The organism is Agrobacterium sp. CCNWLW32 (assembly GCF_037083425.1).
Taxonomy (GTDB): Bacteria; Pseudomonadota; Alphaproteobacteria; order Rhizobiales; family Rhizobiaceae; genus Agrobacterium; species Agrobacterium radiobacter.
Window position 1 is genome coordinate 24,200 of record NZ_JBAOJM010000006.1, and the last position, 22,350, is coordinate 46,549.

The 22,350-nt window shown below is 60.6% G+C and carries 20 protein-coding genes and 1 pseudogene; 13 read left to right on the top strand and 8 right to left on the bottom strand.

Going from position 1 to position 22,350, the window contains the following annotated elements:
* Positions 1-62: 62 nt before the first annotated feature.
* From V6R85_RS14610 to V6R85_RS14630, 5 genes and pseudogenes are all read left to right on the top strand, one after another.
* On the top strand, positions 63-1,190 hold the full coding sequence (locus tag V6R85_RS14610; protein WP_003503003.1) for an S-(hydroxymethyl)glutathione dehydrogenase/class III alcohol dehydrogenase: 1,128 nt from the start codon (positions 63-65) through the stop codon (positions 1,188-1,190).
* Between the two features lie 287 nt (positions 1,191-1,477).
* Positions 1,478-2,218 carry a DUF922 domain-containing Zn-dependent protease gene (locus V6R85_RS14615; RefSeq protein WP_162695529.1) on the top strand — a complete coding sequence of 247 codons (741 nt, stop codon included), beginning with the start codon at positions 1,478-1,480 and terminating at the stop codon, positions 2,216-2,218.
* 105 nt (positions 2,219-2,323) lie between these two features.
* Complete coding sequence (locus V6R85_RS14620; RefSeq protein ID WP_003503006.1) at positions 2,324-2,587, top strand: acyl carrier protein; 264 nt, start codon at positions 2,324-2,326, stop codon at positions 2,585-2,587.
* Positions 2,584-4,116: an AMP-binding protein gene (locus V6R85_RS14625; RefSeq protein WP_111834450.1), complete on the top strand. Its 1,533-nt coding sequence runs from the start codon at positions 2,584-2,586 to the stop codon at positions 4,114-4,116. Before V6R85_RS14620 ends, V6R85_RS14625 begins: the two co-directional genes overlap by 4 nt.
* Positions 4,100-5,368, top strand: a pseudogene (locus V6R85_RS14630) (type III PLP-dependent enzyme); the annotation flags it as partial. The gene V6R85_RS14625 and the pseudogene V6R85_RS14630, both read left to right, overlap by 17 nt.
* 501 nt (positions 5,369-5,869) lie before the next feature.
* Here V6R85_RS14630 and V6R85_RS14635 read toward each other — a convergent pair.
* The 6 genes from V6R85_RS14635 to coaD form a co-directional block, all read right to left on the bottom strand.
* The gene (locus V6R85_RS14635; RefSeq protein ID WP_111834451.1) at positions 5,870-7,027 is read right to left on the bottom strand and encodes an aminodeoxychorismate synthase component I; all 1,158 of its coding nucleotides are present in this window, start codon (positions 7,025-7,027) and stop codon (positions 5,870-5,872) included.
* A 36-nt stretch (positions 7,028-7,063) separates the two neighbouring features.
* A complete protein-coding gene (gene tgt, locus V6R85_RS14640) occupies positions 7,064-8,194 on the bottom strand; it encodes a tRNA guanosine(34) transglycosylase Tgt (protein WP_099085369.1) in 1,131 nt (376 codons plus the stop codon).
* On the bottom strand, positions 8,194-9,276 hold the full coding sequence (queA, locus tag V6R85_RS14645; RefSeq protein WP_111834452.1) for a tRNA preQ1(34) S-adenosylmethionine ribosyltransferase-isomerase QueA: 1,083 nt from the start codon (positions 9,274-9,276) through the stop codon (positions 8,194-8,196). The genes tgt and queA overlap by 1 nt, the downstream gene beginning before the upstream one ends.
* A 320-nt stretch (positions 9,277-9,596) precedes the next feature.
* Entirely contained in the window at positions 9,597-10,106 is a 510-nt protein-coding gene (locus V6R85_RS14650; RefSeq protein WP_003503025.1) for a peptidylprolyl isomerase, read from the bottom strand.
* A 36-nt stretch (positions 10,107-10,142) separates the two neighbouring features.
* A complete protein-coding gene (locus tag V6R85_RS14655; protein WP_020810244.1) occupies positions 10,143-10,712 on the bottom strand; it encodes a peptidylprolyl isomerase in 570 nt (189 codons plus the stop codon).
* A 29-nt stretch (positions 10,713-10,741) separates the two neighbouring features.
* Positions 10,742-11,236 carry a pantetheine-phosphate adenylyltransferase gene (gene coaD / locus V6R85_RS14660; protein ID WP_060726298.1) on the bottom strand — a complete coding sequence of 165 codons (495 nt, stop codon included), beginning with the start codon at positions 11,234-11,236 and terminating at the stop codon, positions 10,742-10,744.
* A 437-nt stretch (positions 11,237-11,673) separates the two neighbouring features.
* Here coaD and V6R85_RS14665 point away from each other — a divergent pair, with 437 nt between their 5' ends.
* From V6R85_RS14665 to V6R85_RS14700, 8 genes are all read left to right on the top strand, one after another.
* Positions 11,674-11,853 carry a hypothetical protein gene (locus V6R85_RS14665; RefSeq protein ID WP_003503030.1) on the top strand — a complete coding sequence of 60 codons (180 nt, stop codon included), beginning with the start codon at positions 11,674-11,676 and terminating at the stop codon, positions 11,851-11,853.
* A gap of 42 nt (positions 11,854-11,895) precedes the next feature.
* A complete protein-coding gene (locus V6R85_RS14670) occupies positions 11,896-12,030 on the top strand; it encodes a hypothetical protein (protein WP_003503032.1) in 135 nt (44 codons plus the stop codon).
* A 409-nt stretch (positions 12,031-12,439) separates the two neighbouring features.
* Positions 12,440-14,332, top strand: coding sequence for a peptidylprolyl isomerase (locus tag V6R85_RS14675; protein ID WP_080866176.1), 1,893 nt, complete (start codon positions 12,440-12,442; stop codon positions 14,330-14,332).
* A 16-nt stretch (positions 14,333-14,348) separates the two neighbouring features.
* On the top strand, positions 14,349-15,362 hold the full coding sequence (gene trpD, locus V6R85_RS14680; RefSeq protein ID WP_003503036.1) for an anthranilate phosphoribosyltransferase: 1,014 nt from the start codon (positions 14,349-14,351) through the stop codon (positions 15,360-15,362).
* Positions 15,363-15,372: 10 nt separating this feature from the next.
* Positions 15,373-16,188: an indole-3-glycerol phosphate synthase TrpC gene (gene trpC / locus V6R85_RS14685; protein WP_060726301.1), complete on the top strand. Its 816-nt coding sequence runs from the start codon at positions 15,373-15,375 to the stop codon at positions 16,186-16,188.
* Positions 16,189-16,195: 7 nt separating this feature from the next.
* Complete coding sequence (gene moaC, locus V6R85_RS14690; RefSeq protein WP_020012722.1) at positions 16,196-16,687, top strand: cyclic pyranopterin monophosphate synthase MoaC; 492 nt, start codon at positions 16,196-16,198, stop codon at positions 16,685-16,687.
* Positions 16,688-17,905, top strand: coding sequence for a molybdopterin molybdotransferase MoeA (locus V6R85_RS14695; protein ID WP_111834454.1), 1,218 nt, complete (start codon positions 16,688-16,690; stop codon positions 17,903-17,905).
* 506 nt (positions 17,906-18,411) lie between these two features.
* Positions 18,412-19,482 (top strand): GGDEF domain-containing protein, encoded by a 1,071-nt coding sequence (locus tag V6R85_RS14700; RefSeq protein WP_003509694.1) that lies wholly within the window; start codon positions 18,412-18,414, stop codon positions 19,480-19,482.
* Between the two features lie 225 nt (positions 19,483-19,707).
* On the opposite strand, the gene V6R85_RS14705 is transcribed toward V6R85_RS14700, so the two are convergent.
* Together V6R85_RS14705 and V6R85_RS14710 are read right to left on the bottom strand one after the other, a co-directional pair.
* Positions 19,708-20,316: a pyridoxamine 5'-phosphate oxidase family protein gene (locus V6R85_RS14705; RefSeq protein WP_060725735.1), complete on the bottom strand. Its 609-nt coding sequence runs from the start codon at positions 20,314-20,316 to the stop codon at positions 19,708-19,710.
* 54 nt (positions 20,317-20,370) lie between these two features.
* Complete coding sequence (locus tag V6R85_RS14710) at positions 20,371-22,182, bottom strand: monovalent cation:proton antiporter-2 (CPA2) family protein (RefSeq protein WP_035213526.1); 1,812 nt, start codon at positions 22,180-22,182, stop codon at positions 20,371-20,373.
* Between the last annotated feature and the right edge of the window lie 168 nt (positions 22,183-22,350).

Here is a 22,350-nt window from a genome sequence, read left to right on the forward strand (position 1 = left end):
CTCCAGCCAAGCTCGGGCAAAACAGCCCTGTTCAATCACAAGACAATGCCAGGAGATAAGATATGGACGTTCGCGCCGCAGTTGCCATTCAGGCCGGAAAACCGCTTGAGGTCATGACCGTTCAACTCGAAGGCCCCCGCGCCGGCGAAGTGCTGGTTGAGGTCAAGGCGACCGGCATCTGCCATACAGACGATTTCACCCTGTCGGGTGCGGATCCGGAAGGCCTGTTCCCGGCCATTCTTGGCCATGAAGGCGCGGGCATCGTGGTGGATGTCGGACCGGGCGTCACCTCGGTCAAGAAGGGCGACCATGTCATTCCGCTCTACACGCCGGAATGCCGCGAGTGCTATTCCTGCACCTCGCGCAAGACCAATCTCTGCACCTCAATCCGCGCCACCCAGGGCCAGGGCGTGATGCCTGACGGCACCTCGCGCTTCTCGATCGGCAAGGACAAGATCCATCACTACATGGGCTGCTCGACCTTCTCGAACTATACGGTCCTGCCGGAGATCGCGCTGGCCAAGATCAACCCGGACGCGCCCTTCGACAAGGTTTGTTACATCGGCTGCGGCGTCACCACCGGCATCGGTGCGGTCATTAACACCGCCAAGGTCGAGATCGGCTCCACGGCGATCGTCTTCGGCCTTGGCGGCATCGGCCTCAACGTTCTGCAGGGCCTGCGTCTTGCCGGCGCGGACATGATCATCGGCGTCGACATCAACCCCGACCGCAAGGCCTGGGGCGAGAAGTTCGGCATGACCCATTTCGTCAACCCGAAGGAAGTCGGCGAGGACATCGTGCCCTATCTCGTCAACATGACGAAGCGTAATGGCGACCTGATCGGCGGCGCGGATTACACGTTCGACTGCACCGGCAATACCAAGGTCATGCGCCAGGCGCTGGAAGCCTCGCATCGCGGCTGGGGCAAGTCGGTCATCATCGGCGTTGCCGGCGCCGGCCAGGAAATCTCCACGCGTCCGTTCCAGCTCGTCACCGGCCGCAACTGGATGGGCACCGCTTTTGGCGGTGCGCGCGGCCGCACGGATGTGCCGAAGATCGTCGATTGGTACATGGAAGGCAAGATCCAGATCGACCCGATGATCACCCACACCATGCCGCTCGAAGACATCAACAAGGGCTTCGACCTGATGCATAAGGGCGAAAGCATCCGCGGCGTCGTGGTTTATTGATTGGATAAGACAGAGGCGGGCGCGCGTAACCGCGCGCGCCCGCCTTTCATGCAAATGTGATCGCCTCCAACCGCCTGCAGCCATTGCGATTAACTGGACGGTAAATCTATCGTCGTAAGCCGATACTGCGCGGTGGAGTTGAAAATCCCTCCCCGCCCAGAACGGCGCCAGACCAGCGGAGAGCGACCCTGAAAATCGTACCGATCGACAACGGAAACCGCGTCGCCGCCGTCGCTCTTCTGGCGAAAGGCTTCCCGGAAAAAAGCGAGGCCTTCTGGTCGCGTGGGTTGTCGCTCATCAGAGAACATCACGAGCGGCGCGAACTGGGTCCGATCGGGCAATTGCTGATGAAGGGCGACGATGCCGCAGGTGTGCTACTGACGATCAAAAGCCGCCTGCCCGGTACCGGCACGATCATCGTCAACCTGTCCAGCTGGTATGTGGAGCCTTCCTGCCGCTGGTTCGCACCGCGCATGCTGCAGATGGCCTCATCCAATGAGGACGAAATCTTCACCGATCTCACCCCCTCTCCCGAAGCCTGCAGGCTGAATGAGAGGCTGGGCTTTGCGACGGTGACCGATTGCACGCTTTTTTATCCGCTGCCCTTTGCTGCACTTCGCCCGGCAAGTGCGCGGCTCCGCCCGCTTGCGGACATAAAACCGGAAATACTGTCCGCCGAAACGCGCGGCATGCTGGAAGACCACGCCCGCCTCGGCTGCATCGTGGCCTTGATGGAGGCGGAGAACCGCCACCACCCGCTGGTCTTCCTGAAAACCACAACCAGAAGACTGCCATCCGCGCGCCTCATCCATTGCGACGACCGGCAGGTTGCGCAAAGGCACATATCCGCAATTGCCCGCCACCTTCTTGGCCACGGCCGGGTTGCGCTGACCATGGCGGCGCTTGAGGGAGAGCGAAAGGCCGGCGGCCTTGCCGCACATAAATCTGCACCCATACAAGTAAAAGGCGTATGGAACCCACAATTTATTAACGAAACATACTCAGAGTTGGTGTTATTGCCACCGTAGGTATTTTAGTGATTCTTGCGCGACTCAACGGAATCTTGGCCTTTACAGACAAAGCGCCGTTCCGGGCAGTCTTCTGGGGAACACGAGGGAAATCGGAGAACGAGCATGCTTGCAGCGCAAAAGAGTGAAATCGACGTTGCTGATACCATCTATTCCTACCTCTCCAATCGTTTTCCCGCCTATGCCCCCTTTTCCGCCGACACGCTGCTTCTCGAAGGCGGTGTGATCGATTCGCTCGGGTTTCTTGAGTTGATGATCTTCCTCGGGGAGGGTTTCGGCATCATTCTCGATGACGAGCATTTCACCCCCGACAATCTCGGCACGCCGGCCGATCTCATCGCCTTCGTCCTCAGGGAACGGAGGAGATGACACCCCATTTCCTGCTGCACCATCTTCTTACCGCGCGCGCGGCGAGCGACGATCCGGCCGTCGTCCACAAGGACCGATCGCTGAACTATCGCGAATTCGCCGAGGCAGCAGCCCGTTGTGCAGCGGCATTGCAGGAAGCCGGAACACAACGCGGTGACCGCGTCGTCATCTATCTGCCGCGCGGCATCGAGGAATGCTGGTCGATCTTCGGCGTGAGCATGGCGGCCGGCGTCTTCGTGCCTGTCAACGCATTGCTGAAGGCGCAGCAGATCCGCCATATCATCAGGGATTGCGGCGCAAAGATCGTCATCAGCGACGCTGCGATGATAAATGAGCTGAATGCAGCATTGGCAGACCTTCCCGATGTCACGATCCTGCTGGCGGAGGAGATTGGGACCCGCACCGGCGCACCCGCCCGGCCTTCGGCGGCGATCGGCGAAGATCTGGCCGCAATTCTTTATACCTCCGGCTCCACCGGCTCGCCCAAGGGCGTGATGCTGTCGCACCGCAATCTTCTGGCCGGCGCGCGCATCGTGCGCACCTATCTGGACATCACCGGCAGGGACCGCATTCTTTCCCTCCTGCCCTTCAGCTTCGATTATGGCCTGAACCAGCTGCTGACAGCGGTGGAACAGGGCGCGGCCACTGTTATCTCCACCTTCCGGCTGGGCGATGAGATCGTCCGCGATCTGCGCGACCACGCCATCACGGGTCTGGCCGGCGTGCCGACGATCTGGGCGATCCTGACGAAAGCGGCCCCGTCGCTCACAAAGACACCGCTGCCGCATCTGCGCTACATCACCAATTCCGGCGGACGCGTGCCGCAGGAAACCGTCAAGGCGCTGCGCGAGAAGCTGCCGGACACGAAAATCTACCTGATGTATGGCCTCACCGAGGCCTTCCGCTCCACCTTCCTGCCGCCTGATGAAATCGACCGCCGCCCGACCTCCATCGGCAAGGCCATTCCCGAATGCGAAATCTTCATCGTCACCGCTGAGGGACAGAGGGCAAAACCGGGTGAACCCGGCATTCTCGTGCATCGCGGCCCGACCGTCTCGCTGGGTTACTGGAACCGGCCGGAGGACACGGCCAAGGTGCTGCGTCCTCACCCCTTCATTCCGGCGGCACTGGGCGGCGAAACCGTGTGTTATTCCGGCGATCTCGCGGTGGAGGACGAGGACGGTTTCTTCAGTTTCGTTGCCCGCAACGATGCGATGATCAAATCTTCAGGCTATCGCATCAGCCCGACCGAGGTCGAGGAGAGCCTGATGTCGACAGGGCTTTTCCAGCAGGTCGCCGTTATCGGCCTGCCCGACCCCTTTGCGGGCGAAAAGGTGCATGCCGTGGCAACCGCCGCCAACCAGAATATCGATGTTTCGGCCGCGCTTAAAAAAGCCGCCGAAATGCTCGCCCCCTTCATGATCCCGCGCGCCATCGAACTGGTGGAACGACTGCCGATAACGGCCAATGGCAAGGTGGATTACCGCGCGCTGGTGCGCGAACGGACGGACAATGGCGCCAACGGATAAACCCCAGAGCCACGGCCCGGCCTTTGCAGCCGCGTTATTCGGCATAAGCGAAAACGATCTGATGATCGGTGGACTTCCCGTGCGCGATATTGTCGCCGGAACCGGAACACCATGCTTTCTCTATGACGCCAGCGCCATGCGCCGCGCCTATCGCAATCTCGAAACGGCGCTCAGTGGCTTTGCCGACATCTATTATTCGGTGAAGGCCAATCCCCTGCCCGCCATCATCTCGCTTTTCCGCCAGGAAGGCGCCGGTGCGGAAATCGCTTCCGTCGGTGAATACCGCGCCGCCATCAAGGCCGGTGTCGCACCGGAAAAAATCATCTTCGCCGGCCCCGGCAAAAGCAAAGCCGAATTGCGCGAAGTGATCGAGGGCGGCATCGGCGAAATCCACATCGAAAGCGCCGAGGAAATTGGCCGCATCGAGGCGATCGGCAAGCCGGTCAAAGCCTCGATCCGCATCAATCCGGTGCCGGATGCACAAGCGGGCGCGATGCGCATGGGCGGCAAGGCCACGGCCTTCGGTTTCGATGAGGAAGAGCTGGAAAATGTCCTGCCACTCTTCAAGGACGCCCGCCATATCGATCTCATCGGCGTCCATATTTACGGCGGCACGCAGATACTCGATGCCGACATGCTCGTCTCCCAATGGCGACACGGCATTTCCCTTGCCGCGCGCATGGCCGAGATGCTCGGCAAGCCGCTCGAGACCATCGATCTTGGCGGCGGTCTCGGCATCCCCTATTTCGCCGGGGAAACACCGCTCGATCTTGAGAAAGTCAGCGCCGCCATTCCCGACCTCAAGGCGCTTCTGAAGGCGCATCCGCTAGTCGCAGACGCCCATGTCATCGTCGAACCCGGCCGTTTCCTCGCCGGTCCCGGCGGCGTCTATGTGGCGGAGGTGAATTCGGTAAAGACCTCGCGCGGCACTACCTTCGTGGTGATGGATGGCGGCATGCACCATCACCTCGCCGCCTCCGGCAATCTCGGCCAGATCGTCAAGCGCAACTACCCCATCGTCGCACCGGCCATGATGCAGGCAGACTATGAGGAAACGGCAACCATCGTCGGCCCGCTCTGCACACCGCTCGACACCCTGGCCCGCAATGCGGCCCTGCCGAAGCTGAAGGCTGGTGATCTCCTGGCAATCCTGCAATCGGGCGCCTATGGCGCCACCGCTAGCCCTTCGGGTTTTCTCAGCCATCCGGCGGCGAAGGAAGTGCTGATCGAGGATGGTGACATCGCCATTGTCACGTCGGCTCGAGATAAGGCTGGAGACAATATTGCTACCCTCATATCCGAAAATCCCCATCAAACACTAAGAATTTATGACATTCGCGAGGGCGTAATTGCAGCCGATCTTTACGACCTCCTTCATCTCCTCGCACCGGCCTCTCAAACGGCAACTTGGGTCGTTTCCACGGTCAAGTCTCTGCAATCCGCCGATGAATGGTTTGAGGTGGTGGGTGAATCGCGAGATGACCTCGAGATGTTGGCCCAGAAAGATGCGCGTATTTCAGGCGCCGTTCTGGCCGACCTCGCGAAGAAGGCGAAACAAGTGATATGGGGGCAGTTTACTGCGTTGTCGCCAGCCTTGGATCAGGAATGGGTGACCATTCGGGCAATCGACAGTAGCTTCTATGAAGTAACGACGCCTGACGCGAATGTGCAGGATAAGATTAAATCGTTCTTTCGGGATGTCCGCCCTACAGATTCGCAATACCGGTAAACTGAGACGCAACGCACGGGATAATCACCCCCGTAACAGTCTGTCCCCAACCGCAAACTTGGATTTCAGCAGACACTCATCATATTCCGCCTCGGCATCCGAATCGAAAACGATGCCGCCGCCGACATTGAAGATCGCGCGGCCGCCATCGAACAGGGTCAGCGTGCGGATCGCCACCGAAAAACGCATTTCACCAGCTGGAGACATGAAGCCGATCGCGCCGCAATAGGCGTCGCGCGGCGTCTGTTCCAGTTCGCGCAGGATCTTCATCGCCCACATTTTCGGCGCGCCGGTCACCGAACCGCAGGGAAAAAGCGCCGCGAAAATATCCTCCACCGTCACATCAGGCAAAAGCTTCGCGCGCACATGGCTGACCATCTGGTGCACGGTGGGATAGGTCTCGATATCGAACAGTCGCGGCACATGGAGGCTGCCGACCTCGGTGATGCGGGAAATATCGTTGCGCAGGAGATCGACGATCATGCGGTTTTCGGCAAGCGTCTTTTCATCCTCAAGCATCGCCGCGATGATCGCCCGGTCCTCTTGCGCATTCGCACCGCGCGGCGTCGTTCCCTTCATCGGGTGGGTTTCAATGAAACCTTCCCCGTCCACCGAGAAAAACAGTTCCGGTGAGCGCGACAGGATCACCGGTCCACCGAGATCGACCAGCGCGCCATATTTGACCGGCTGGCGCTCAACCAATGACCAGAAGGCCGTGAGCGGATCGCCGCTCCAGCGAGCATGAACGGGCATCGTCAGATTGCCCTGATAACAGTCGCCGCGACGCAGATGCCCGTGCAGCCGCTCGAAGCGCTGGCAATAGTCTTCAAGGCTCCATGCGGGCGCGGGATCGGCCAGGAACGCATCGGCATCCGGCAGACTTTCGGGCCGCGCAAATCGCCCCTCATCCGGTTGTGGGCCGGAAAAGACGCCGAAGCGAAGGAACGGCACGTTGCGAGGCTCGGCAGCAAAGTCCGCAAGTTTCGGCTCGAACAGGAAACCCGCCTCGTAGGACATATAGCCGGCAAGGTATTTCCCGGCGCGGCGCAGCTGCTCCATGCGTTTCAGCGCCGCGAAAAACGCCTCTGGCTCATCCGCGACGATGATCTCCTCCGGCTCGGTGAAGGCTGTCACCGTGCCGGTCGTGTCATCCCGGAAAAGAACGGAAGGCGCATGTGCCAAGGAAAGCGTCCGAACAGGAGAAAGGGTCGGGAAAAATCAGATCGGGTCTATGTCGCCCCTCGCCCACATCTCTATGGTTTCCGCATAAAAATCGGCGAAACGGCCTTCCTCGATCGACTTGCGGATACCCTGCATCAGCTCCTGATAATAGGCAAGATTGTGCCAGGAGAGCAGCATGCCGCCCAGCGCCTCGTTGGAGCGCGTGAGATGATGCAGATAGGCGCGGGAATAATCGCGCGAGGCCGGGCAGTTGGACTGCTCGTCGAGCGGCCGCATATCCTCGGCATGGCGGGCATTGCGGATATTGACCCTCCCACGACGGGTGAAGGCAAGCCCGTGACGGCCGGAACGGGTCGGCATCACGCAGTCGAACATGTCTATGCCGCGCGCGACGGATTTCAGGATATCGTCAGGCGTGCCGACGCCCATCAGGTAACGCGGCTTTTCAGTGGGCAGCACCGGCAGCGTGATGTCGAGCATGCCCAGCATCACATCCTGCGGTTCGCCGACGGCCAGACCGCCGACGGCGTAACCCTTGAGATCGAGTTGCTTCAAGCCTTCGGCGGAACGAATTCGCAGGTCCGGCTGATCGCCGCCCTGCACGATGCCGAACATGGCCTTGCCAGGCTGTTCGCCAAAGGCAACGCGGCAGCGTTCCGCCCAGCGCAGCGACATTTCCATGGCGCGCTCGATTTCCTTGCGCTCGGCTGGCAGCGCGATGCATTCGTCGAGCTGCATCTGGATATCCGAATCGAGCATGCCCTGGATTTCGATCGAGCGTTCCGGCGACATATGATGCAGCGAGCCGTCCACATGGCTCTTGAAGGTCACGCCCTTCTCGTCCAGCTTGCGCAGGCCGGAAAGCGACATGACCTGAAAACCGCCGCTGTCGGTGAGGATCGGATGTGGCCAGCGGATCAGCTCATGCAGGCCGCCAAGCCTTGCCACGCGTTCCGGGCCGGGCCGCAGCATCAGGTGATAGGTATTGCCGAGAATGATATCGGCCCCCAGCTCGCGCACCTGATCAAGATACATGGCCTTGACGGTGCCGACCGTGCCAACAGGCATGAAGGCGGGCGTGCGGATGACGCCGCGCGGCATGGCGACTTCGCCGAGGCGTGCGCCGCCACTCGTGGCTTTCAGGGTGAAGGTGAATTTCTCGTGCATCAGTTCTTCCGGAACAACAGGCTGGAATCGCCATAGGAATAGAAGCGGTATCCGGTTTCGATGGCGTGCTTATAAGCGTCACGCATCGTTTCGAGACCGCAGAAAGCCGAAACGAGCATGAACAGCGTCGATTTCGGCAGGTGGAAATTGGTCATCAGAATATCCACCGCGCGGAAGCGATATCCGGGCGTGATGAAGATGCCTGTGGGCCCCGACCATGGGTGAATGACGCCGTCTTCGGAGGCAGCGCTTTCGATCAACCGCAGCGAGGTGGTGCCGACGCAGACGATGCGCCCGCCGCGCGCCTTCACGGCATTCAGTCTGTCGGCGGTTTCCTGCGACACATGGCCGATCTCGAAATGCATCTTGTGATCGTCGGTATCGTCGGACTTCACCGGAAGGAAGGTGCCTGCCCCAACGTGAAGTGTCACGAAATGCCGCTCGATACCCCCCTTATCAAGAGCTTCGAACAGATCGGGCGTGAAATGCAGTCCGGCGGTGGGGGCGGCGACGGCGCCCTTCTCGCGGGCATAGATGGTCTGGTAATCGGTCTGGTCCTGCGCATCTTCCGGCCGCTTGGCGGCAATATAGGGCGGCAAGGGAATATGGCCGACGGAGGCGATCGCCTCATCCAGAACAGGGCCGGAAACGTCGAAAAGCAGCGTGATTTCGCCCTCTTCGCCCTTTTCCTCGACGATGGCCTCCAGATGGGCAAGGCCGCAGGCATTGTCGCGCTCATAACCGAAACGGATGCGGTCACCCTCTTTGATGCGCTTGCCGGGGCGCGCGAAAGCCTTCCAGCGCGACTGGTCGGCACGCATGTGCAGCGTGGCCGAAACCGCAGTCTCCGGCGCACCTTCGCGCAGGCGAACGCCCTCAAGCTGGGCGGGAATGACGCGGGTGTCGTTGAAGACAAGCGCATCGCCCGGCTTCAGAAAAGTCGGCAGGTCAAAGACGCGGTGGTCTTCCAAGCGGTTTTCATTCGGATCGACCACCAGCAGGCGCGCGCTGTCGCGCGGGTTCGCCGGGCGAAGGGCGATATTCTCCTCGGGCAGATCGAAATCGAACAGGTCTACACGCATTGCAAGGGTCTTCCAGACATCAAAACTTTACACGGCACGGTGAATTTCGGTCCGCCGCATCCCGCCCACTCCCCTCATTCCTGTGCTTGTCACAGGAATCCAGTCGACACGCGTCTGCGTGGCGAGGGAGTCTTTCCAGCCCAAAGACTTGGGCTGGCTGGATTCCTGTGACAAGCACGGGAATGAGGGAAAAAGGAAACGGCGCAAAGAACAGCAATCGTCAAATCCGCCGCACCGTCCTCCACATCAAGCACCGTCAATAAACATCAAAACCCGCCCCGCATAAACTGCGGGACGGGTCAAACTGCAACTTCCGAAAATCAGGCCGCCGAAGCGAGCTTGATGGAAACGATCGAATCGGGATCCTTCACCGGCTCGCCGCGCTTGACCTTGTCGATGGCTTCCATGCCTTCGATGACCTGGCCCCAGACGGTGTACTGCTTGTTGAGCCACGGAGAATCCGTGAAGCAGATGAAGAACTGCGAATTGGCGGAGTTCGGGCTCTGCGAACGGGCCATGGAGCAGGTGCCGCGCACGTGCGGGATGGCGGAGAATTCAGCCTTCAGGTCCGGCTTGTCGGAACCGCCCATGCCGGCGCGGGCCGGGTTGAAGCTGTCGGAACCCTTCTTGCCAAACTGCACGTCGCCGGTCTGGGCCATGAAGTCTTCGATGACGCGGTGGAACACGACGCCGTCATAAGCGCCTTCCGATACGAGTTCCTTGATGCGGGCAACGTGGCCCGGAGCAACTTCCGGCAGCAGCTGGATCACGACCTTGCCGGTCGTCGTTTCCATGATGATGGTGTTTTCCGGATCCTTGATCTCGGCCATGGTTATTCTCCTCTGTTCGGGCTCTATTGCCCTACCTTACTTTTTGCCGACGGTGACCTTGATCATCCGGTCGGGGTTGGAAACTTCGCCGTTGCCGCCGGCGCCGCGCTTGATCTTGTCAACGGCTTCCATGCCGGACACGACCTTGCCGACCACGGTATATTGCCCGTTCAGGAACGGACCATCGGCAAACATGATGAAGAACTGCGAATTGGCGGAATTCGGATCCTGCGAACGGGCCATGCCGACCACGCCGCGCGTGAACGGAACCTTGGAGAATTCGGCCGGAATATCCGGCAGATCGGAACCACCCGTACCTGCGCGCTGGGCGCTGAAGCCCTTCTCCATGTTGCCATACTGCACGTCGCCGGTCTGCGCCATGAAGCCGTCGATGACGCGGTGGAAGGCGACGTTGTCATAAGCGCCCTTCTTGGCCAGCGCCTCGATCTGCGCAACATGCTTCGGCGCAACATCGGGCATCAGCTCGATGACAACGGGACCATCCTTCAGCTGGACGGTGAGAAGTTCGGCGGCCGAAGCGAAGGTGCTGGCGGCAAGCGCGCCTGCAAACATGGCGCCGGCAAAGGCAAATCGAACGAGTTTCATCGGATTGGCTCCAGAATGTGGGGCTGAAGTCAGCGCTTCAGCTTGGCGTTGAGGGCTTCAAGCACGGCCTTGGGCACGAAGGCGTCGACATTGCCGCCCATGGCGGCGATCTGCCGGACCAATGTGGCTGTAATGGGTCGCGACGACGTGCCGGCGGGCAGGAACACGGTCTGAATATCAGGCGCCATCTGGCGGTTCATGCCGGCCATCTGCATTTCATAATCGAGATCGGTGCCGTCACGCAGGCCGCGCAACAGAAGGTGCGCGCCGTGCTGGCGCGCGGCGTCGACGACCAGATTATCGAAGGAAACGACTTCCATGCGCGCCGCCTCATCGGGCAGCTGTTCGGAAAGCGCCTGCTTTATCAGCGCCGCCCGCTCTTCGAAGCTGAACAGCGGCGCTTTTCCGGGATGGATGCCGACGGCAACGATGACTTTCGACGCCACGTTCAGCGCCTGGATAAGCACATCCAGATGTCCGTTGGTCATCGGATCGAAGGATCCTGGATAAAAGGCAATCGTCATATCGCTCTCAGGTGGTGGGCGCGCTTCGATGCTGGGTATCATGTGCCCGCCTTTTGTCATGGAGAGGCACGCGGCGCAAGACTTTATAACCATCCCTCACAAGCCCGGCTGCGGCGTGAACCCGGGATGAATGGGCCGTTCAGTGCGGTTTCACAGCTATTTTGTTTAAATGCACAACATCGGGAAACCGAAACGCCCCTCACTCGTTAAGCATCCGGAGAATTGAAAATGCTGGCCTTCATGATCGTCCTTTCGATCATCGCATCATTCGCTGCCGAGTATCTTTTTCTCGAATGACGGCCTCAGCCAGTTTCCTGAACGCCAGATGAACGAGCCATTCAAGGAAGTTTCACAGGCGCGATGCTAATCGATTTTTACGGTTGACGCGGAACATGTCGAGACATGGCGCGTTAAGAAAGAACCAAAGGAACGGACAGATGTTTGTAAGAGAAAAACAGTCTACTTCGGCGAAAATCAGCGTCATCAGCACCGCCTGGACAGTACTGGTTATCGCAATGGTAGCAACGACGTTTAGCCTTTATGAGCAGAAGCCTGAAACCCAGGGACCGGACTACCCGCAGCTGACCGCCCGTTACCAGTATATGAATTATTACTGAGGAACGGGGAGAATTTCCCCATAACTCCCGGAGACGATATCAATGTTCACATTTCTGACGATGCTTCTGGCCCTGATCAGCGTAATGTTCGTGACATCGATGATATCAGTCGTCGCCGAGATGCGGCGGGAGGATGAGGAATTCAAGGCGACGATCCGGCGCGACCGCGCCTTCTGAGCGCGGCGAACCGACCCGACGGCCCCTTAGAAATGATTCTTTTTCAACCGCCTGGACCTTCCGGGCGGTTTTGTTTTGCCAAGCCGCCAGCCCCTCCTTCCCTCATTCCTGTGCTTGTCACGGGAAACCGGCCGATGTGGCTCTCGTGCAGTGGGAGGAGTCCTTTCAGCCCAAGGACTTGAGCTGGCTTAATTCCTGTGACAAGCACAGGAATGAGGGAAGAAGAGGCAGCCGATATCGAACCGTCGCCTCCATTTCGGCGCCTCCAATCACACAACCGTTTTCAAAACCCCGTTTTTCCAAGGCAAATTCCCTTCAATTTCCGTTTGGATTGATTTAAGGAACGCCGATACGTTGCGGGCCGGACAGCCGGCGACCGCGATGACGTTCCTGTGAGGTTTGCATAACGATGCTCGATTCCCTGAGAAATGCTTCTCGAACCATGGCAGCCAAACTGCTGCTTCTCCTGCTTGTTGTTTCGTTTGGCGTCTGGGGCGTCTCCGCATCGCTTGTCACCGCCAATTCCCACGCCGTCATGACGGTGGGCGACCAGACGGTCAGCCCTGAGGAGTTCCGTCTCGCCTATCAGCGCCAGATTTCCGATCTCAGCCGCCAGTTCGGCACCCGGCTGACGACCGAACAGGCCAAGGCCTTCGGCATCGACCGTCAGGTCTTCAGCCAGCTTGCGGCCGGTGCAGCCCTTGACGAGCTGGCCGCGAAGATGAATCTCGGCCTTTCGGAAAACCGCCTCGCCAACCTCATCGCCGAAGACCCGGCCTTCAAGTCAGTCAACGGCCAGTTCGACCGTAATCTCTTCAGCGAGCGCCTGCGCAATTCCGGCTTCCGCGAGGACGACTATATCAAGGAACGCAGCAAGGTTGCCGTCCGAAGCCAGATCGTTGAAGCCGTCTCCGATGGTTTTGCCGCACCGCAGGTGCTGGTGGATGCGCTGAAGCAATATCGTAATGAACAGCGCTCGGTCGACTACGTCATTCTTTCGAACGCCGTCATTCCGCCGGTCAAGGCGCCGGGCGACGATGTGCTCACGCCCTGGTTCGAGACCAACAAGACGAAATACCGCGCGCCCGAGTTCCGCAAGTTCACCTATGTGAAGCTGGAACCGTCGGACATTGCCGATCAGGCCTCCGTCACCGACGCCCAGATCGCTGATTATTACAACAGCCACAAGGACAGCTTCCGCACCGCCGGCCGCCGCACGGTGGAGCAGCTGACCTTCCCTGAAAAGGAAATGGCCGAAGCAGCCGCCGAACAGATCCGCCTCGGCAATACCACCTATGACCAGGTGGTGAAGGATCAGGGCAAGGCCGCGTCGGACGTCACGCTCGGCGAATTCACCAAGGATACCATCCCCGACCAGTCGATTGCCGATGCCGCTTTCGCCATCCAGAAGGATGGCGGCGTATCGCCGGTGGTCGAAGGTTCCTTCGGCCCGGTGCTCCTGCGCGTCACCGGCATCAAGCCGGAAACCACCCGCACGCTGGAAGAGGCGAAAGAGGATATCCGCAAGGACCTCGCCACCGCCGCCGCTGCGGAAGAAATCACCAATGTTCATGACCGTTACGAGGACCTGCGCGCCGGCGGCTCTTCGCTCGCGGATGCGGCAACGCAGCTGAACCTGAAGGCCGTCACCATCGCCGCCATCGACGCTTCCGGCCTCGATGAGAAGGGCGATGCGATTCAGGGCCTGCCCTCCCCGCAGCTCGCGCAGGAGGTCTTCAAGACCGAACCCGGCACGGAAGCCCTGCCGATCAATCTCGGCCGTGAAGGCTACATCTGGTTCGATGTCGACCAGATCATCGCCGCCCGCGACCGCACGCTTGCCGAAGTCCGCGACGATGTCGTGGCCGACTGGACGGCGGAACAGCAGCGCAACGCGCTTGCCGCCAAGGCCGAGGAACTGAAGGCGCGCGTCGAAAAGGGCGACACGCTGGAAGCCGTGGCCGGTGAGCTGAGCCTTGCCGTCGAGCAGAAATCCGGCCTGCGCCGCACCAGCGAGGACGCTATTTTCGGACGGCAGACCATCGCCGCGGTCTTCTCGGGCGCCGAAGGCGTGGTCGGCACTGCCGCCGATGCCGAGGGTTCCAGCCGCATCCTCTTCAAGGTCACCTCCGTCGACACCAATGCCCCGGCAGACGCGCTTGCCAATGACGACCAGCAATTTGCCGCCATTGCCCGCGCGGCCGGCGACGACATGCTGGACCAGATGGTCAACCGCCTGCAGAATGACTATGGTGTCACCATCAATCAGGCCCTCGCCGATCAGGCGATGGTCGGCTTCTAACCCGGGGGGCGACAAGATGGCCGAACTGAAGCCGCTGATCGCCAAGGTCGCAAATGGAGAAAGCCTGAACCGCGAGGAATCGCGGGCGGCTTTTGACGTTCTGATGTCGGGCGAAGCCACGCCGTCGCAGATTGGCGGTTTCCTGATGGCGCTGCGCGTGCGCGGCGAAACGGTGGACGAAATCGTCGGCGCCGTCTCCTCCATGCGCGCCCGCATGCTGCCGGTTTCGGCTCCCGCCAATGCCATCGATATCGTCGGAACCGGCGGTGACGGCATCGGCACCTATAATATCTCGACACTCGCCTCGATCATCGTCGCCGGAACGGGCCTGCCGGTCGCCAAGCATGGCAACCGGGCGCTAAGCTCCAAATCCGGCACGGCAGACGCACTCTCCGCGCTTGGCGTGAAGCTCGATATCGGTCCTGAGCTCATCGCCCGCTGCATCAGCGAGGCGGGTCTCGGCTTCATGTTCGCGCAGCTGCACCATTCGGCCATGCGCCATGTCGGCCCCAGCCGCGTCGAACTCGGCACGCGGACGATCTTCAACCTGCTTGGCCCCCTCTCCAATCCGGCAGGCGCAAAACGCCAACTGCTCGGCGTCTTCTCGCCGCGCTGGCTGGTGCCGCTTGCCGAAGTGCTGCGCGATCTCGGTTCTGAAAGCATCTGGGTCGTGCATGGCGACGGCATGGACGAGGTGACGACCACGGGCGTTACCCATGTGGCGGCGCTGGAAGGCGGCAAGATCCGCACTTTCGACCTGACGCCGAAGGATTTCGGCGTCGAGCCCGCTTCCATGGAAGACCTGAAGGGCGGCGACGGCATTGCCAATGCAGCAGCACTGCGCGAGGTCCTGTCCGGCAAACGCAACGCCTATCGTGACGTGTCGCTGTGCAACGCGGCCGCAGCGCTGGTCATTGCCGGCAAGGCGGAAACGCTCACTGAGGCGATGGCGATCGTCAGCGAGGCGCTGGACAGCGGCAAGGCCGCAGCCGCGCTCGACCGTCTGGTTGCCGTGTCCAACGAAGAATGAGAGCGAGATCATGAGCGACATTCTCAAAAAGATCGAGACTTACAAGCGCGAGGAAATCGCCGCCGCCAAGGCGAAGGTTTCGCTGGCCGATCTGAAGGCCATGGCCGCAGACCAGAGCGCGCCCCGCGGCTTTTATAAAGCGCTGAGGGCAAAGCAGGCCGAAGGCAAGTTCGGGCTGATCGCCGAAATCAAGAAGGCGAGCCCCTCCAAGGGCCTGATCCGTCCGGATTTCGATCCGCCGGCGCTGGCCGCCGCCTATGAAGCCGGTGGCGCCGCTTGTCTGTCGGTTTTGACGGATACGCCGAGCTTTCAGGGCGCACCGGAATTCCTGACCGCCGCCCGCAATGCCTGCGCTTTGCCGGCGCTGCGCAAGGATTTCATGTTCGATACTTACCAGGTGCATGAAGCCCGTGCCTGGGGCGCGGACTGCATTCTCCTCATCATGGCCTCGCTTTCCGACGACGAGGCGAAACGTCTTGAAGACGAGGCTTTTGCGCTTGGCATGGATGTGCTGGTCGAGGTGCATGACGCCGAAGAAACCGAACGGGCGCTGAAACTCGCCTCGCCGCTTCTCGGCATCAACAACCGCAACCTGCGCACCTTCGAAGTCAGCCTCGAAACCAGCGAGAAGCTGGCGGGCCTCGTGCCGGCTGACCGGCTGCTGGTGGGCGAAAGCGGCATCTTCACCTTCGAGGACTGCCAGCGTCTGGAAAAGAGCGGCATCAGCACCTTCCTCGTCGGCGAAAGCCTGATGCGCAAGGATGATGTGACGGCGGCGACCAAAGCGCTGCTGACAGGCCAATCCGGCATTCTGGCAGCGGAATAAAGCGCCGATGAGCGAGACGGGAAAGCTCACCCATATCGATGCGAGCGGCGAAGCGCATATGGTCGATGTCGGCGACAAGGCCGAGACCGTCCGCGTCGCCGTGGCCGAAGGCTTCGTGAAGATGAAGCCGGAAACGCTGGCGCTCATCCGCGACGGCAATGCCAAGAAGGGCGATGTCATCGGTACTGCCCGGCTGGCGGGCATCATGGCCGCCAAGCAGACGGCAAACCTCATTCCGCTCTGCCATCCGCTGATGCTGACCAAGGTTGCGGTCGATATTACCGAAGATACCGCCCTGCCCGGCCTGAGAGTCGAGGCCATGGTGAAACTGTCTGGCAAAACGGGCGTGGAGATGGAAGCGCTGACCGCCGTCTCCATTGCCTGCCTGACGATCTATGACATGGCGAAAGCCGCCGACAAGGCGATGGAAATCGTCAATATACGCCTTCTCGAAAAGAGCGGCGGCAAATCCGGCGATTTCCGGCGACAGGAGACCTGAATGAAACCGCTGCTGCCCGTGGATGAGGCCATAACACGCCTTCTGGAGGCAGCGGTTCCGGTGACCGAAAGCGAGATCCTGCCGCTTGCCGAATGTGATGGTCGCGTTCTCTCGGCCGACCTTACGGCGCGTCTCGCCCAGCCGCCCTTTGATGCCTCGGCCATGGATGGTTATGCCCTGCGCAGCGCCGATGCGCTCAATATCGGTTCGGTTCTCACTGTCATCGGTCAGGCCGCCGCCGGCCATGCTTTTGCCGGCACTGTTGGTGAAGGCCAGACCGTGCGCATCTTCACCGGCGCGCCGGTGCCGCAGGGTGCGGATACAGTCCTCACTCAGGAAGATGCCGAAGTGCTGGAGAGCGGAAAGATCCGCACCGCCTTCGACGTCACTGCCGGGCGACATATCCGCCCGCGCGGGCAGGATTTTACCGAAGGCGAAACGGCGCTGAAGGCCGGGCGTGAACTTGGCTTCACCGACCTCACACTGGCGGCGGCGATGAACCATGCCGCGCTGACCGTCTATCGCAAGCCGCGCATCGCCATCCTCGCCACCGGCGATGAGTTGCTGCCGCCGGGAAGCGCACCGCAGCCCGCCCAGATCATCGCCTCCAACACCTTCGGTGTCGCAGCCCTTGCCCGGCAGGCCGGCGCAGAGGTTCTCGACCTCGGCATCATTGCCGATGACGAGGGGTTGATCCGCGCGGCCATCGGCAAGGCCGTCGCGGCGAAGGTCGATGTGCTGGTGACGCTCGGCGGCGCCTCCGTTGGCGACCACGACCTCGTGCAGGCCGCGTTGAAGGCGGAAGGCATGCAGCTCGATTTCTGGCGCATCGCCATGCGTCCGGGGAAACCGCTGATGGTCGGCGCCATTGGCGCCATGCAGGTTCTGGGCCTGCCTGGAAACCCGGTTGCAAGCCTCCTCTGCGGCCTGCTGTTCCTCGAACCCCTGGTCCGCAGCATCGCCCGCCGCGCCCCCCTGCAACGCGAAGCTACAGCCCGCACCGCCACACCGCTGAAGGCGAATGACCAACGGCAGGACTATCTGCGCGCCCGTTTCAGCACGGACGAAAACGGCATGCTGGTGGCGGAAGCCTACGCGAAGCAGGATTCATCGATGATGAAGATATTGGCCCATTCCGATGGCCTGATCGTGCGCCCGCCACATGCGCCGGCGGCAACCGCCGGGGCGGAATGCCCGGTCATAAGGCTGAAATCCTGACACGCAGTCGGTGCGGCCGAAGCTGCGGCCGGAAGCATAATTGATCCCTTCGCAAAATTTGCCGAATGGTTGCCGCGCCGTCACAAAATGGCACTGCCGCATCCCGCATGGCATGGGAGCCGCAAATAAAACTGTAACGTTACTGTATCCCGACACGGATGACAGGAAACGCCGCCTATAGGCGGTGTCTCTCCCAACTCAAAAAACCTCATCTCTTTTCATCCCGGCAATATCTTTCCTTATTGTTGTGCCAAAATAAATCACACCAACCCCGTTATTGGGATTGACAGAATAAATGCGATGCTGTCACCAAGACGAATAGTAGAGATAAAAAGCTCCGGAATTCTTCAAAATGGAAATTACTTATATTTATCAATTAACTAAAATAAAAATTGGCGAAAAACGAGTTTCTGGAAACAAAAATTAGTTTCCCGTAAATTAAGCTTTCCAAAACTAGCTTCATAATAATAATCATAGTCGATAAGCAGACTCACTGGAGTTTCTTGATGAACACGGCATCCACGCCCAAAACCACGGGGCCCGACATTGCCGGGCAGATTGCCTATGCCATGCGGAGCATGGGTGTTTCGCCGATCCCGCGTAACTACAGCCTGTTTTACGAAGCCTATATCGGTTCGAACCCTGCCCTGACGAAGGATCTGGCCGCGCTCGGCAACCGGGTGACGCAGGAAGATCTGGACGAGCTGTCCTCACGCTACGGCGAAGGTAATCCCGCACGGTCGATCGACGATGCGCATGACAAGCTGCGGCGTGAACTGGAGGGTCTGCTGGGAACGCTGAGGCGCGAACAATCCTCCATCGAAAACTACAACAGGATTCTCGGCGAAACGCGCCAGCGCATCGACGACAAGAACGCCGCCAGCAGCAATATTCTGAGGAATGCAATCTCATTGCTGGCCGAAGCCACCGGCTCGAAAATCATCGACGGCGAAAAGGCGTTCAATGACGTCAATCGCCATGCCGAGGAAATGCATCAGGTGCGCCTCGAACTGGACGAATACAAGCGCATCGCCAATACCGACTCGCTGACGCGCCTCTCCAACCGGCGCGCCTTCGACGACCGGCTGGCATCGGTTTATGACAGCTCCATCGGCCTGCAATATACCACGCTGGTTCTGCTCGATATCGATCACTTCAAGCGGGTCAACGACACATTCGGCCATCCGGTCGGCGACAAGATTCTCGCCACCGTCGCCTCGGTCATCCGCGCCAATGTCCGCAAGGATGGTTTTGTCGCCAGAAGCGGCGGCGAGGAATTCGCCATCATTCTGGATGGCAACACGCCCGAAGAGGTGATGGTGACGTGCGAGCGCATCCGCCTGTCGCTGGAAAGCACGCCGTTCCGCAATTCGAGATCAGGCGCCGACTATGGCACGGTGACGATTTCCATCGGCTTCGCCTCCGCCGCACAGGCCACCAATCCGAGCGAGCTTTACGGCCATGCCGATACGGCGCTCTACCATGCCAAGGAAACCGGCCGGAACCGCTCCGTCTATTATGAGGACGGCATGCAGAAGAACTATGTCGGGAAGAACTGGCTGATTTATCGGACTTGAGGATGTTGGCGTACGCGCCACTATCTCCCCCGTCATGCCGGACTTGATCCGGCATCCAGTCACGGCGCGTCTGCGCCGTGAAAAGAGTCTCTGGCGATCAAGGACTTGATCGCGCTAGACCCCGGACCAGTCCGGGGTGACGGAGTGAGACACTCCGCTTTCGCCAATGGCGTAAGCCTTGCGAGGCTTGCCTCAGCGGCCCGACGGTCGCGTCTTTATTGCGCCTCACCACATGGTCTTCGCCGCCCGCGCCGCCCATTCGCGGTCATAGGTTTCCTGATCGAACTCCGCCTTCGCCGCCTTGAGCAGAAGACCGGGTGTCGGGAGCGCCGCCGGATCGACGAAATTATCGGGGTTCCACAGCTCGGAGCGCATCAGCGCCCGGGCGCACTGGAAATAGACTTCGTCGATCGTCACCACGATAACCGTGCGCGGATGTTTGCCATCCATCTCGAAGCTCTCCAGCAGATCGGGAGCGACGGAGACCACGGCGCGGCCGTTGATGCGCATCGTCGTGTTCGAGCCGGGGATCAGGAACATCAGCGCCACGCGCGGATCGCGCACGATGTTCAAAAGCGAATCCACGCGGTTATTGCCGCGCCAGTCCGGCAGAAGCACCGTCCTGTCATCAGCCACCCTGACCACGCCGCCCTTGTCGCCGCGCGGTGAACAGTCCATGCCCTCCGGCCCGACCGTCGCCAGCGCGAGGAACGGCGAAGTCTCGATCATCAGCCTGTATTCGGCCGTCAGCGTGGCTGTCACCTTGGCGATCGATGCCTCGCTCGTGCCGTCATAGATGGCCCTCAATTCCTCAACCGTGCGAATGATCGTCATATCCGTTCCTATCCATACGAATTCCCTTTGCCGACATCGAAAGATCGGCGCGTCCTATTCCTCTGCCGCTTCCGCCTTTTCCCGCTCGGCCCGCTCGCGCGCCGTGCGGGCGGCAACCAGATCGGCCGGCTGGGCGTTGCCGCGGATCAGCGACCGGCCGGCATAGATGCCGCCGACGACTTCCATGGCGAAACGTTCCTCGTCGCGGTCTCGGAATTCCTCCACCAGACGGGCGGCGTCTTCCCGCTCCTCGCCCATGGCGCCAAGCACTTCCTCGCTGAAATTCAGCGCCGATTCCAGCGTCTCGCGGATCTGGTAGTCGACACCCGCCTTGAGCAGATCGATGGCATGGCCACGGTCGTAAGCACGGGCAAGGACGGGCACCAGCGGGAATTCGTGCTTGACGATCTCCGCGATCCTGACCGCCGCCTCCTTGTCATCGACGCAGATGAGAACCGCGCGCGCCGTGCTGGCGCCGGCCGCATGCAGGATTTCCGCCCGCGAACCATCACCATAATAGACCTTGAAGCCGAATTCCGCCGCATCGCGCACGAACTCGGCATCCTTGTCGATGAGCGACAGCGTATAGCCCCGCGCCAGAAGCGGCTGGCTGACGATCTGGCCGAAACGCCCGAAGCCGATCAGGAGAATGCTGCCCTCGACATTCTCGGGCACGTCGAGATCGTCGGTATTGGGAACCGCCGCCGGCACCAGCCGGTCATGCAGGATGACCATTAGCGGCGTCAGCACCATGGAGATGATAATGGTCGCCGTCAGGATGGCGTTCGCCTCCCGGTCGAGAATACCAGCGCTGACGGCGGCCGAATAAAGCACGAAGGCGAATTCACCGCCCTGCGCCATCAGTACCGCCCGTTCCAGGCTTTCGCGCCTGGTAGTGCCAAGCGCCCGCGCCACGCCATAGATCAGGAAGGCCTTGAGCAGCATGTAGGCGACGACGCTAACCAGCACGAGCTGCCAGTTGGAGGCAATGACGGCAAGGTCGATCGCCATGCCGACGCCGAGGAAGAACAGCCCGAGCAGAATACCGCGAAACGGCTCGATATCCGCCTCAAGCTGGTGGCGGAAAGAGGATTCCGACAGAAGCACGCCGGCAAGGAAAGCGCCCATGGCCATCGAAAGACCGCTGACCTGCATCAGAAGCGCCGAACCGAGCACCACCAGCAGCGCCGCGGCCGTCATCACCTCACGCGCGCCGGAAGCGGCGAGCAGGCGGAAAAACGGGTTGAGAAGATAACGCCCGGCAAGAATGAGCGCGCCGACGGCGGCAAGCGCGATGCCGACGGAGACCCAGCGCTCCGACGCCGTCACATGTTCGCCGCCCGCACCGAGGAAGGCGACAAGCGCCAGCAGCGGCACGATGGCCAGATCCTCAAACAGCAGGATCGCTATGATGCGCTGGCCTTTAAGGCTCGACATGCTGTTGCGTTCCTGCAGCATCTGCATGACGATCGCCGTCGAGGTCAGCACGAAACCGGTGCCGGCGACGAAGGACATGATGACGGGAAAGCCGAGGCTGACGCCCACCAGCGTCAGACCCGCCATACAGACCAGCACCTGCAAAGCACCCAGCCCGAAAATATCCTGCCGCATCGACCACAGCCGCGAGGGCTGCATTTCAAGGCCGATGATGAACAGGAACATCACCACGCCGAGTTCCGCTATATGCAGAATGGCCTGCGAATCGGAAAAGAAACCGAGACCATAAGGCCCGATCACAAGGCCGGCGGCCAGATAACCGAGCACCGAGCCGAGGCCGATGCGCTTGAAGATCGGCGCGGCGACAACGCCTGCCGCCAACAATACGACCACCTGGGCCAGATCATTTCCGTTCGCTTCTACAGCCACACGCCACCCCGCTGAAAATCAATAAGACGAGGGTGTTCCCTCCCTCACTTCCTAGCGCATCGACGGGAAAAGCGAAAACGATTTTACTGACGGACGGCGCGCAGATTCAACGGGTTATTTGCTGCCGGGACATGGTGCTTCAGATGTCCTTTGCTCCCACCCTCATTC

Bases quoted from the DNA above. Each gene is read 5' to 3' on its own strand.
- V6R85_RS14610 (WP_003503003.1), top strand. From the start codon at position 63: ATGGACGTTCGCGCCGCAGTTGCCATTCAGGCCGGAAAACCGCTTGAG.
- V6R85_RS14620 (WP_003503006.1), top strand. From the start codon at position 2,324: ATGCTTGCAGCGCAAAAGAGTGAAATCGACGTTGCTGATACCATCTAT.
- V6R85_RS14625 (WP_111834450.1), top strand. From the start codon at position 2,584: ATGACACCCCATTTCCTGCTGCACCATCTTCTTACCGCGCGCGCGGCG.
- tgt (WP_099085369.1), bottom strand. From the start codon at position 8,194: ATGCACGAGAAATTCACCTTCACCCTGAAAGCCACGAGTGGCGGCGCA.
- queA (WP_111834452.1), bottom strand. From the start codon at position 9,276: ATGCGTGTAGACCTGTTCGATTTCGATCTGCCCGAGGAGAATATCGCC.
- V6R85_RS14650 (WP_003503025.1), bottom strand. From the start codon at position 10,106: ATGGCCGAGATCAAGGATCCGGAAAACACCATCATCATGGAAACGACG.
- V6R85_RS14655 (WP_020810244.1), bottom strand. From the start codon at position 10,712: ATGAAACTCGTTCGATTTGCCTTTGCCGGCGCCATGTTTGCAGGCGCG.
- coaD (WP_060726298.1), bottom strand. From the start codon at position 11,236: ATGACGATTGCCTTTTATCCAGGATCCTTCGATCCGATGACCAACGGA.
- V6R85_RS14665 (WP_003503030.1), top strand. From the start codon at position 11,674: ATGTTTGTAAGAGAAAAACAGTCTACTTCGGCGAAAATCAGCGTCATC.
- V6R85_RS14670 (WP_003503032.1), top strand. From the start codon at position 11,896: ATGTTCACATTTCTGACGATGCTTCTGGCCCTGATCAGCGTAATGTTC.
- V6R85_RS14675 (WP_080866176.1), top strand. From the start codon at position 12,440: ATGCTCGATTCCCTGAGAAATGCTTCTCGAACCATGGCAGCCAAACTG.
- trpD (WP_003503036.1), top strand. From the start codon at position 14,349: ATGGCCGAACTGAAGCCGCTGATCGCCAAGGTCGCAAATGGAGAAAGC.
- trpC (WP_060726301.1), top strand. From the start codon at position 15,373: ATGAGCGACATTCTCAAAAAGATCGAGACTTACAAGCGCGAGGAAATC.
- moaC (WP_020012722.1), top strand. From the start codon at position 16,196: ATGAGCGAGACGGGAAAGCTCACCCATATCGATGCGAGCGGCGAAGCG.
- V6R85_RS14695 (WP_111834454.1), top strand. From the start codon at position 16,688: ATGAAACCGCTGCTGCCCGTGGATGAGGCCATAACACGCCTTCTGGAG.
- V6R85_RS14700 (WP_003509694.1), top strand. From the start codon at position 18,412: ATGAACACGGCATCCACGCCCAAAACCACGGGGCCCGACATTGCCGGG.
- V6R85_RS14705 (WP_060725735.1), bottom strand. From the start codon at position 20,316: ATGACGATCATTCGCACGGTTGAGGAATTGAGGGCCATCTATGACGGC.